This window comes from uncultured Novosphingobium sp. (assembly GCF_964277725.1).
Classification (GTDB): Bacteria; Pseudomonadota; Alphaproteobacteria; order Sphingomonadales; family Sphingomonadaceae; genus Novosphingobium; species Novosphingobium fluoreni.
In genome coordinates this window covers 1-10758 of sequence record NZ_CAXYKL010000160.1, presented here as the reverse complement: position 1 = coordinate 10758, position 10758 = coordinate 1, and the positions used below count along the sequence as shown (strand labels likewise).

Annotated in this window: 10 protein-coding genes; 3 read left to right on the top strand and 7 right to left on the bottom strand. The window is 67.1% G+C overall.

What is annotated here, in order from left to right:
- The 4 genes from ACHWRX_RS09255 to ACHWRX_RS09240 form a co-directional block, all read right to left on the bottom strand.
- Positions 1 to 461 (bottom strand): DUF445 family protein (locus ACHWRX_RS09255; protein WP_394658969.1); only part of this gene is annotated, 461 nt, incomplete at its 3' end.
- Positions 462 to 747: 286 nt separating this feature from the next.
- Positions 748 to 4182: an efflux RND transporter permease subunit gene (locus ACHWRX_RS09250; RefSeq protein ID WP_058737428.1), complete on the bottom strand. Its 3435-nt coding sequence runs from the start codon at positions 4180 to 4182 to the stop codon at positions 748 to 750.
- A 3-nt stretch (positions 4183 to 4185) separates the two neighbouring features.
- Entirely contained in the window at positions 4186 to 5403 is a 1218-nt protein-coding gene (locus ACHWRX_RS09245) for an efflux RND transporter periplasmic adaptor subunit (RefSeq protein WP_288418231.1), read from the bottom strand.
- A 303-nt stretch (positions 5404 to 5706) separates the two neighbouring features.
- Positions 5707 to 6006, bottom strand: a complete 300-nt coding sequence (locus tag ACHWRX_RS09240; protein WP_058737425.1) for a DUF1153 domain-containing protein — start codon at positions 6004 to 6006, stop codon at positions 5707 to 5709.
- Positions 6007 to 6488: 482 nt separating this feature from the next.
- On the opposite strand from ACHWRX_RS09240, the gene mnmA reads away from it, so the two are divergent.
- Both mnmA and ACHWRX_RS09230 read left to right on the top strand, forming a co-directional pair.
- Positions 6489 to 7646 (top strand): tRNA 2-thiouridine(34) synthase MnmA, encoded by a 1158-nt coding sequence (mnmA, locus tag ACHWRX_RS09235; protein ID WP_394658968.1) that lies wholly within the window; start codon positions 6489 to 6491, stop codon positions 7644 to 7646.
- Between the two features lie 5 nt (positions 7647 to 7651).
- Entirely contained in the window at positions 7652 to 7990 is a 339-nt protein-coding gene (locus ACHWRX_RS09230) for a hypothetical protein (RefSeq protein ID WP_058737424.1), read from the top strand.
- Between the two features lie 34 nt (positions 7991 to 8024).
- Here ACHWRX_RS09230 and ACHWRX_RS09225 read toward each other — a convergent pair whose 3' ends face one another.
- Positions 8025 to 8381 carry a hypothetical protein gene (locus tag ACHWRX_RS09225; RefSeq protein ID WP_394658967.1) on the bottom strand — a complete coding sequence of 119 codons (357 nt, stop codon included), beginning with the start codon at positions 8379 to 8381 and terminating at the stop codon, positions 8025 to 8027.
- 30 nt (positions 8382 to 8411) lie between these two features.
- Between ACHWRX_RS09225 and ACHWRX_RS09220 the strand changes: the two genes are divergently transcribed.
- Positions 8412 to 9557, top strand: a complete 1146-nt coding sequence (locus ACHWRX_RS09220; protein WP_394658966.1) for a serine hydrolase domain-containing protein — start codon at positions 8412 to 8414, stop codon at positions 9555 to 9557.
- 71 nt (positions 9558 to 9628) lie between these two features.
- On the opposite strand, the gene ACHWRX_RS09215 is transcribed toward ACHWRX_RS09220, so the two are convergent.
- Complete coding sequence (locus ACHWRX_RS09215) at positions 9629 to 10423, bottom strand: PhzF family phenazine biosynthesis protein (protein WP_394658965.1); 795 nt, start codon at positions 10421 to 10423, stop codon at positions 9629 to 9631.
- On the bottom strand, positions 10423 to 10758 hold a 336-nt coding region (locus ACHWRX_RS09210; protein WP_394658964.1), incomplete at its 5' end, for a cation diffusion facilitator family transporter. The genes ACHWRX_RS09210 and ACHWRX_RS09215, both read right to left, overlap by 1 nt.

Sequence of the window (10758 nt, the reverse complement as noted above, 5' to 3'; positions counted from 1 at the left end):
TCCAGCTGATGCACCAGCCCGGCGCGGACCTGGGTGCCGAGCCGTTCGGGGTCGAGCGATTCCAGCACGTCGGCCAGCAAGTTGGCCGCGCCCGCGCGCAGCCGCGATTGCCCGCTCCGGTCCGGGTCGGCAAGGAATGTGCCCGCCGCGGCGGCGAGGTTGAACCCGACGAGCCGCCGCGCCACGACTTGCGGCGTCAGGAAATTGTCCTTCAGGAACACCGCCATGGTATCGGCGATGCGGTCCTTGTTGGTCGGGATGATCGCGGTGTGCGGGATCGGCAGGCCCAGCGGACGGCGGAACAGCGCGGCGACGGCGAACCAGTCCGCCAACCCGCCCACCATCGCCGCCTCGGTAAAGGCGATCGCGTATCCCCAGGCCGGATGGCTTCCGCGCAGCAGCTGCAGGGCGACGAAGGCTGCCGCCATCAACAGCAGCAGCCCGGTGGCGGTGCGGCGCATCACGCGGGCACGATCGGGAGATGGCCCGGTTCGGTTTGTCTTGGCCGACATCAGCGGACGTCGACGATGATGGAAGAAAAGACGGGTTCGCGCAGAGGCGCGGAGGCGCGGAGAGATGCAGCGCTTGCGGTAAAGCCGGCTTTTCGATCATCGGGCGCGACAAGCCGTACTCTTGGCGTATCGATTGGCCTTACGGCCGGATACGCCCTATCTGCGCCTCTGCGCCTCTGCGCGAAACGACCTTCCTCGCTTTTGCCAAACAGCCCCGTCATCCGCCGCTAAACGCCTATTCGGCCGGAAGGGTCCCCCCGGCCCCGAGCGGGCGCGATTCGCCGTGCAGCTTGGGGTCGAACGTCAGGAAGGTGCGGCGCAGCTTGGGGCCGATGCGCTTCTCGAAGCCGTCCGCCAGGCTGAAGGCGGCAGGCACGATCACCAGCGTCAGGATCGTGGACAGCACCAGGCCGCCGATCACGGTGACGCCCATCGGCTGGCGGAACGCGCCGTCGCCCGAGATCGAGAGCGCGGTGGGCACCATGCCCGCGGTCATCGCCACGGTGGTCATCACGATTGGCTGCGCGCGCTTGCGGCCCGCATCGATGATCGCCTCCATCTTGTCCACGCCGCGCTCCATCTCTTCCAGCGCGAAATCGATCAGCAGGATCGAGTTCTTGGCGACGATGCCCAGCAGCATCAGCAAGCCGATATAGACCGGCATCGAAACCGGCTCTCCCAGGATCGTCAGCGCCAGCAATCCGCCCAAGGGCGCCAGCAGCAGCGAGGCCATGTTGACCAGCGGCGAGACGAACCGCTTGTATAGCAGCACCAGCACCGCGAAGACCAGGAAGATACCGCTGACCACGGCGACGATGAAGCTGTTGATCATCTCGCCCTGCCACTTGTCCTCACCCACGGGGGCGTTGGAGACGCCGGTGGGCAGGTCCTGCATTATCGGCAGCTTCTGGATCGCTTCCATTACCGGGCCCTTCACTTGGCCGGGGCCAAGGTCCGCGCCCACGAAGATGCGCCGTGCCTGGTTGTAGCGCTGGATCTGCGTCGGCCCCGCGCCGAAGCGGATCTCGGCGACGCGGCTGAGCGGCACCGATCCGCCGGTGGCGGTGGGCACCGGCAGGTTCTCGATCGTGGCAAGATCGCGGCGCGAACTGGCGGGCAGGATCACGCGGATCGGCACTTGCCGGTCGGTCAGAGAGAACTTGGCGGCGTTCTGGTCGATCTCACCCAGTGTGGCGATGCGGATCGTCTGGCTGAGCGAGGCGGTGGTGACGCCCAACTGCGCCGCCAGATCGAGCCGGGGCACGACGACCAGTTCGGGCCGCTTGAGGTCGGCGGCGATGCGCGGGGCGACCACGCCCGGAACGGCGCGCATCTGCTCCACCAGCGTCTGCGCGGCGGCCTGAAGCTGGTCGGGATTGCTGCCCGACAGCATGACCGAGATATCCCGGCCCGAACCGAACCCGCCCGATTGCGTGGCGAAGCTGACCCGCGCGTCCGGGATCTGCTGAAGCTGCGGGGCCAGCCGCCGCTCGAACTGGATGCTCGTTGCCTCGCGCTCATTGGCGGGCTTTAGGGTGATGTAGAGCGTGCCTGCCCCTTCGCGCGCGGCCTGCATCACCAGCTTCACCTCGGGCTGCGCCTCGATCAGGCGGGTGACGCGGGTGGCCACGGCGGAGGTCTGCTGGATCGTCGTGCCCGGCACCATCTCGATGTTGACGCGGCTGGTGTCCTCGTTGGTGTTGGGCTGGAACTGCTGCGGCGCGCCCGCCAGCAACGCGAAGGTGACGACCAGCGCGTAGATCCCGGCGCAGAACGCATAGAAGCGATGATCCCGCATCCGGGCGGCCACGCGATCGGTCAGATAGCTGTACCAGCGGCCGAACGCGCCAAGCACGCCGACCATCGCGCGCGCCAGCTTGCCCAGCAGCAGCACGACCAGCGGCGTCACGATCGGCGCAATCACCGCCGAGAGGATGAAGGCGGTGCGATCGAAGCCGATGCCGCGCAGGCCCTTGTCCACGATCTGGAACACGCCCAGCGCCGCGCCGATGCCCGCGCCCAGGATCGCCAGCAGCAGCAGCAAGCCAAGCGGATAGAACCACACCCGTGAAGGCGCGCGCCGCACCCGGGCGCGCAGGCGGTGGGATTCGCGCGAATCCAGCGTCCAGCCCAGCACGCGCAAGTACCAGTCCATCGCCTTGCCGCCGCCATGCTCGGCGTGGCCGTGGGCTTTCAGGAAATAGGCCGCCACCATCGGCGTGATCACGCGCGCGACGGCAAGGCTCATCAGCACCGCGGCGACCACGGTCAGGCCGAACGCCTTGAAGAACTGCCCCGGAATGCCCGGCATCAGGCCCACCGGCAGGAACACCGCCACGATCGAGAACGTGGTGGCGACCACCGCCAGCCCGATCTCGTCCGCCGCGTCGATCGAGGCCTGATAGGCCGATTTGCCCATGCGCATATGGCGCACGATATTCTCGATCTCGACGATGGCATCGTCCACCAGCACCCCCGCCACCAGGCTGAGCGCGAGAAGCGACAGAAAGTTGAGCGTGAAGCCCAGCAAGTCCATGAACCAGAACGTCGGGATCGCGGAAAGCGGGATAGCCAGCGCGGAGATCATCGTCGCGCGCCAATCGCGCAGGAACAGATAGACGATCACGATCGCCAGCACCGCGCCTTCCACCAGTGCTTCCATCGAGCTGGTGTACTGGTCCTTGGTGTAATCCACGGTGGTGAACAGCTGGGTGAAGTGAACCTCAGGGTTCTCCTTTTTTATGGCGTCCAGCTTCTGCATCGCGCCTTCGTAGACGGTGACTTCGGAGGCGCCGAGCGCACGCTCGAACCCGAAGGTCACCACTTCGCGCCCGTTCAGCTTGGCGATGCGCACCTGCTCGGAATAACCGTCGCTCACATGGGCGACATCGCCCAGCTTCACCGAGCGGCCGTTGCCCAGGTTGAGGCGCGTCTGCGACAGGGCATAGGCATCGCTGGCATTGCCCAGCACGCGCACGGACTGGCGCGATCCGGCAATTTCGGCCTTGCCGCCCGCCGCGTCCACGTTGGTGGCGCGCAGCACATTGTTCACGTCACGCGCGGTGACGCCCAGCGACTGCATGCGGTCCGGCTCCATGACCACGCGGATTTCGCGATCGACGCCGCCGTTGCGCTCCACTTTGGCCAGGCCAGGCACGCCCAGCAGGCTCTTGGCCACGGTATCATCGATGAACCAGCTGAGCTGCTCCATCGTCATGTCATCGGCACTGACCGCGAAGTAGGCGATGGAACCGCCGCCGCCCGCCTCGATCTTGGTGACCTGCGGCTCCAGAATGCCTTCGGGCAGCTGCGAGCGGACCTGATCGACCGCGTTCTTCACCTGGTTGGTGGCGACATCTGGGTTGGTGCCGACGTTGAAGAACACCAGCGTCTGCGAACTGCCTTCGGAGGCGGTGGACTGGATGGATTCGATGCCGGGGATGGAGCGGACCGCCCCTTCCACGATCTGCGTGATCTGCGTCTCGATCTCGGTCGGCGCGGCGCCGGGCTGCGAGACCTGGACGATCACGCCGGGAAATTCGACGTCCGGCATGTTGTTCACGTCCATGCGCATGAACGAGACGATGCCGGCCACCAACAGGCCCAGGAAGAACACGATCGGGATGATCGGATTGCGGATCGACCATGCCGATATGTTGCGCATGCCCATGGCTCAGTTCGCCTGACCGCCCTGCCCGACACGGCGGGCCTTCACCTTGTCTCCAGGATTGAGGAAACCGCCCGCGCGCAGAACCACGCGCTCGGAGCCGCTCAGGCCATCGACGATGGCGATGCCTTCGGCGGTGACGACGCCGGTGCGCACCGCGCGGCGCTCCACCCGGCTGTCCTTATTGACGACATAGACGAAAGCGCCCTTGTCATCGCTGAGGATGGCCGATTCCGGCAGGCGCGGGGCGACGACGTTGCCCGAGGTGATGCGGGCGGTGGCAAAGCCGCCAGGCCGCAGATCGGGCGAATAGTTCAGCGCGACGCGGGCCACGCCCTGGCGGTCCTGCTGGTCCACCACGGGCGACAACTGCCAGACCTGCCCGGCGAAGGCGCGGTCAGAGCCGACCGGCGTGACTTGCGCCGGCACGCCGACCGACAGCTTGGCCAGATCGTCCTCGGAAAGGCGTGCGATCATTTCCATCTCGCCGCCCTTGGCGATGCGGAACAGGACGCCGCTGCCGCCGGTGACGACTTGCCCCGCCTCGACCGCACGGGTCAGCACCAGGCCGGCCTCGGGCGCGACGATGTTGAGCCGATTGTTGCGCGCCCGCGCTTCCGCCAGCTGCGCCCGCGCCACTTTCACGCGGGCATTGGCGGCATCGCGCGTGGCGGTCAGTTGATCAATGTTGGCCTTGGAAATGAACCCGCGCGAAACCAGCTGTGAGGCGCGATCGAGGTTGGCCTGCGCCAGACGCGCATCGGCAGCGGCGACATCGACTTGCGCGGCGAGGCTGGCGGCCTGCTCCACTTGCACCGAACGGTCGATCACCGCGAGCGGCTGGCCCTTGCGCACCCAGTCCCCGGCATCGACCAGCACGCTGACGACCTGGCCGCCTTCGCCCACGGCACCCACGGGCATCTCCCGCCGGGCGGCGATCGAACCCGTGCCGGTGATCTCACCCGCGATCGAGGCTCGGCCGGGCGCGGACACGCTGACCACGGGCACTTGCGCGCCGGCATTGGGATCGATCGGCTTGTCGTCGCGCGAACGCATCAGCAGCCATGCCACCAGCAGGACCAGCACCACCGCGCCGCCGATCAGCCAGAGCCGCCGACGGGACGGACGCTCTGCCGTGTCATCCAGGTGATGCACCTCGATCACACGCGCATCAGCGTCAGCTTCAAGGCTGCCGGGCGTGTCGATCTTCGTGTCGTAGTTCATGCTTGCTACCCGGGCCGCGCCGAGCCATCCCGACGCCGCTGCAAGCCGGTGCTGCCAAGGCGCGCCACAAGCGGCCGCAAACCCTGCCCGCACCGGCAGATTCCATGCGTGGCGGCATAGACCCGGGGCCTTGCAGTGGCAAACAGGAAGTCGAAACGCGCCTTCTGCGATCGACGAACGTCGATGGCAGCGTGGTTTTTTCGCCACGATCGCACTCTGGAATCAGAAATGGCGGCCCGCTTTGCCAGCAGCCGCCATCCCATCATCTTGCGCTTGTCCCGCGATCACGGGACAAGGACTGAATCAATACTTCTGCTGACGCTCGTAAAGATCGCGATAGTGCTGGATGCGGGTGACCCGCAGGCCCTGCATGCCCGAGCGATCGACCGCGCGCTGCCATGAAGCGAACTCTTCCAGCGTCAACTGGTAGCGCTCGCACACATCGTCGATCGACAGCAGCCCGCCGTTCACCGCGGCGACCACTTCGGCCTTGCGGCGCACGACCCAGCGCGTGGTGCTGGGCGGCGGCAGGGAGTCCAGTGTAAGCGGCTCACCGAGTGGGCCGATCACTTGCGCCGGCCGGATTTTCTGGTTTTCGATCATCGTTACCCTCGCCCACCGGTTCTGGTTACGCCGGCGACGGGTGAGGCTATGATCCCGCCGGACTTGCGATTGGCTGAATTGATTGGGTTAACAGAAAGGTGCCGAAAGCGCGGAAAGCTGGCCAGGCAGGCTGCCGTGAATTCATCGAAACTGCCCTGCATCACAACAGCGCCTCTCCTTGTTTCTCTTGCGATAGAGGCACTTGCCTCCCGCGACGCGACCATTCGAGCCAGCAGATCCGGCCACCGTGGATGCACGGGGCGGACGGCTGGCGGATCTCCGGCAAAAACCGGGACCATCCCGTCAAGGTTTAGCGACATGTCCATGCAACCGGCTCTACACCCGCTATGGTCAAGAGCCGGTAAACTCCGGATTTACCCGTTATTTAGGATACTTGCGCCATGGGCCGCGATTGCTTGCCCGGTGCTTCCGCAAAATCGCGTAGATTGGCCAAATACGGCATGACCGGCTATGGCGCGCGGATGACTCCTGCATCCCAGATTGCCGGCCTGGATTTCGCCGAACTGTTCCAAATGCACGCTCCGCTGAGTGCGCGGCGCATCGTCGTCGCCATGTCCGGCGGGGTGGACAGTTCGGTCGTGGCCGCTCTCGCCGCCGCCAGCGGGGCCGAGACGATCGGCGTCACCCTGCAATTGTATGACTATGGCGCCGCCACCGGACGCAAGGGCGCGTGCTGCGCGGGTGACGATATTCGCGATGCGCGGGCCGTGGCCGATCGCCTGGGCATCGCGCACTACGTCTTCGATCACGAAAGCGCCTTTCGCGAGGACGTGGTGGAACGCTTCGCCGACGATTACATGGCCGGGCGCACGCCGATCCCGTGCATCCGCTGCAACATGGGGCCTAAGTTCACCGACTTGTTCGCCATGGCGCGCGATCTGGGCGCGGATTGCCTGGCGACCGGCCACTACGTGCGCCGCGTGATCGGTGCGGCGGGCCCGGAACTGCACCGCGCGCTCGATCCGGCGCGGGACCAGAGCTATTTCCTCTACGGCACTACCGAGGCGCAGCTGGACTTTTTGCGCTTCCCGCTGGGCGGCCTGCCCAAGCCCGAAGTGCGCCGCCTGGCCGAAGCGGCAGGTCTGCGCAACGCCGCCAAGCCTGACAGCCAGGACATCTGCTTCGTGCCCGATGGTGACTATGCCAAGATCGTGCGCGCCATCCGCCCCGAAGCCGATGCGCCGGGCGAAATCGTCCACGCCGCCACCGGGGAAGTGCTGGGCACACATCGCGGGGTGATCCACTACACCGTGGGCCAGCGCCGGGGGCTGGAGATCGGCGGACAGGCCCAGCCGCTCTATGTCGTGGGCATCGAGGCGGACAGTCGCCGCGTCCTCGTCGGCCCGCGAGTGATGCTGGGCGTCAGCGCGGCGCGGATCGATGAAACCAATCGCATCGGGCCGGTGCCCGATGGCCCGTTGACCGCCAAGGTCCGTTCGCTGGCAAAACCGGTGCCGGTGATGGTGGACGGTCCGCTTGGCGATGGCGCGGCGACGACCATCCGCTTCGCCGAACCAGAATATGGCGTCGCCCCCGGACAAGCCGCAGTGATCTACGCGGGCGAGCGCGTTGTGGGTGGCGGCTGGATCGCCGGCACCACTTCGGCGATTCAGGAGTAACACGCATGGCCCGAAAGCACCGCAAGGGCGGCTACGACGATTCCGAACCGCAGGAAGAGGAAACCGCACCGCCGCCCGTCCCCTGCTGGCTCTGCGGCAGGCCAACCGGCCAGACGATCGTGTGGCATCATCCCGTACCCAAAAGCCGGGGCGGCCGCGATGTCGTGCCGATGCACCCGATCTGTCAGCAGACCCTGATCGCCAACTTCACCAACTCCGAACTGCAGCGCCACGGGATGGACGTGGAAGGCCTGCTGCTGAACCCCAACGTGCGCAAGTTCGTGGATTGGGTGGCGAAGAAGGATCCGGACTTCACCGCGACGATCACCAAGAAACAGCGGTGAGCGCGCCGCTGGATAACGGCAGAGGCCCTTCCGCCTAGTCCTTCCACCCGTCCATCACGCATCCCGCTTCGGGCGACCAGCGCGCGGTCTGGCTGGCGAGCAAGGGCACGCTGGCCGTCAGCGAGCGCGCGACGGCATCCTGGTGCAGCCCCACCCAGTCGCGCTTGACGGCAGGGTCCGCCTCGCACGAAGCCAGCGAGCGACCGGCGGCGAAACGGCACAGGCAGCCGGTCTGCGCGGCCAAGGCGGTGTTGGTACGGGCGGTGACGCGCAGGCGCGTCCACGACCACGCGGTCAGCGCCACGACCAGCAGCACGGCAAGCAGCAGCAGGTTTCTTCCCCAGCGCGCTGGCTGGCGCTGCCGCATTTCGCTCACCTGCCCTGTTGCCATCGTCTCACGCCTCGCACATCACCCGCGCGAATGAAGTCGCGTCGTCTGCCCCTTATCCTTGCCCTTGCCCTGCTGCCAGTCTCCGTGCCGTTCCTGGCCGGATGCGGCGGTGGACAGGAGGGCCCGCCCCCGCCCAGCGCGGAGGCGCAGGCCGCCATTCGCGATGACGGCGGCGCGCCGCGCATCCCGCTCGCGCGCCAGATCGATGCCCTGTTCGATGCCGAATCGGTGGGCACCACGCAGGCCTTGCTGGTGATGAAGCGCGGCAGCGTGGTGGCGGAGCGCTACGGCCCCGGCATCGGCGAGAAGACGCCGCTGAACGGCTGGTCGATGGCGCAATGCGTCACCGCGCTGATGATCGGCCAGCTGGTCAGCGACGGCCGCCTGCGCATGGACGAAACTGCGCCGGTGCCCGATTGGCAGCGGCCTGGGGATCCACGTGGCGAGATCACGCTGCGCCAGCTGCTCCAGATGCGTTCCGGCCTGCGCCATGCCGAAACAGCGCAGCAGAGCGGCGAGCCCGAGCGCAAGTCTGACCGGATGCGCATGCTGTTCCTGGATGGGCGGGACGACATGGCCGCCTATGCTGAGGCGCAGCCGCTGGAATCGCCCGCCGGGCAGAAGTTCGAGCCGTCCTCCGCCACCGGCGTGATCCTGGCCGACTTGGCCGGCCGCGCGCTGACCGACAGCCGCGATCCGGCGATTCGACGGCGCTGGGTGAGCGACTACTTGCGCACCCGCGTGCTGGAGCCGGTGGGCATGAAAGGCACGCAAGTCAGCTTCGACCGGGCGGGCACGATGGTCGGCTCTTCGATGTTGCTGGCCCCCGCCCGCAGCTGGGCGATGCTGGGCGAGTTCCTGCGCCACACCGGCTCGGTCAAAGGCGCGCAAGTGCTGCCGCACCGCTGGGTCACCTTCATGCGCAAGCCCTCGCCGCGCAACCCCGCCTATGGCGCAGGGGTGTGGCTGAACGGCACACCGCCCGAGGGCGTCTCACCCCTCTGGCCCGGTCAAGGCCGCAAGGACCTGTTCGCCTGCCGGGGCGAGTATGGGCAATATGTCGTCGGCTCGCCGGGACAGCTGCTCACCGTCGTGCGCCTGGGATACTCGACGCCGCAGCAGGAAGCGGTGCTGCACGATCACATCGGCGCGCTGCTGGAGCTGTTTCCGGGGTAGGGTCGTTCTTGTGATGGAAGTTCGAACCATCTCCGTTCGTGAGAACGAGGTAAACAGGTAAGCCTACCCCCTCAAAACGTGAAGCGGCCCTCCACCACGGTCACGCAAGGGCCGCCCAGCCAGGCCGTCTCGCCGTCCAGACGACACGTCAGCAGGCCGCCCCGCTGTGAGGCCTGGTAGGCGGTGAAGCCCTCCCGCCCCAGCCTGGCCGCCCAGAACGGGGTCAGCACCGCGTGGGCGGATCCCGTCACGCTATCTTCGTCCACGCCGCCACCGGGCACGAACACGCGGCTGACGATATCGGTCTCCACGCCTGGCGCGGTGACGATGAACTGGTCATCGCCCAGCGCCGCCAGCCCCCGCAAATCGGGCGTCAGCGCGCGCACCGCCGCCTCGTCAGGGTAGAGGAACACGTTGTAGCCCAGTGGCGAACGCCAGGTTTCCGCCGCCCCCGCCCCCAGCAACGCCACGGCGCCCGCGTGCTCGCCGCGCTGCGTCGGGATCGACGGCAAGCCCAGCGCCAGCATTTCGCCATCGCGCCGCACTTCCAGGATGCCGGCCTTGCGCGTGCGAAAGGTGACGTGCGCCCGCTGCGGCTCGAGGCCCAGCAACACATGCCCGGACGCCAGCGTGGCGTGGCCGCACAGCCGGATCTCGCACGTCGGCGTGAACCAGCGCAGCTCCCAATCCGCCGCGCCGGTATCATCGCGCACCACGAAGGCGGTTTCGGCGAACATGTTCTCCGCGCCGATCGCCTGCAGCACCGCGTCATCCGGCCAGGCTTTCAGGATCATCACCGCCGCCTGGTTGCCGCCGAACGGACGATCGGCGAACGCATCGACATGCCAGTAGGGGACGGTAGGCATCAGGCGTGGCTCTTGTGTTGATCGGCCAGATAATCGGCGACATCGCAAGTATTGGGCAGCACGTCGCGGGACGCGGGGCCCTCTTCATCCACCAATCCCTCGGGATCGGGATGGATCAGGATTTCCACATCCGGAAATTCCGCCTGCAGCCGCGCCTCAATATCGTCCATGACGCGATGCGCCTGGCGTACGCTCATTTCGGGATCGACCCAGACGTGGAACTGCACGAAGTCCCGATTGCCGGACGTGCGGGTGCGCATGTCATGAACGCCGGTGATGTCAGGGTTGCGCGCCAGCAAGGCCAGCAGCCGGTCCTTCTTCTCCGCCGGCCATTC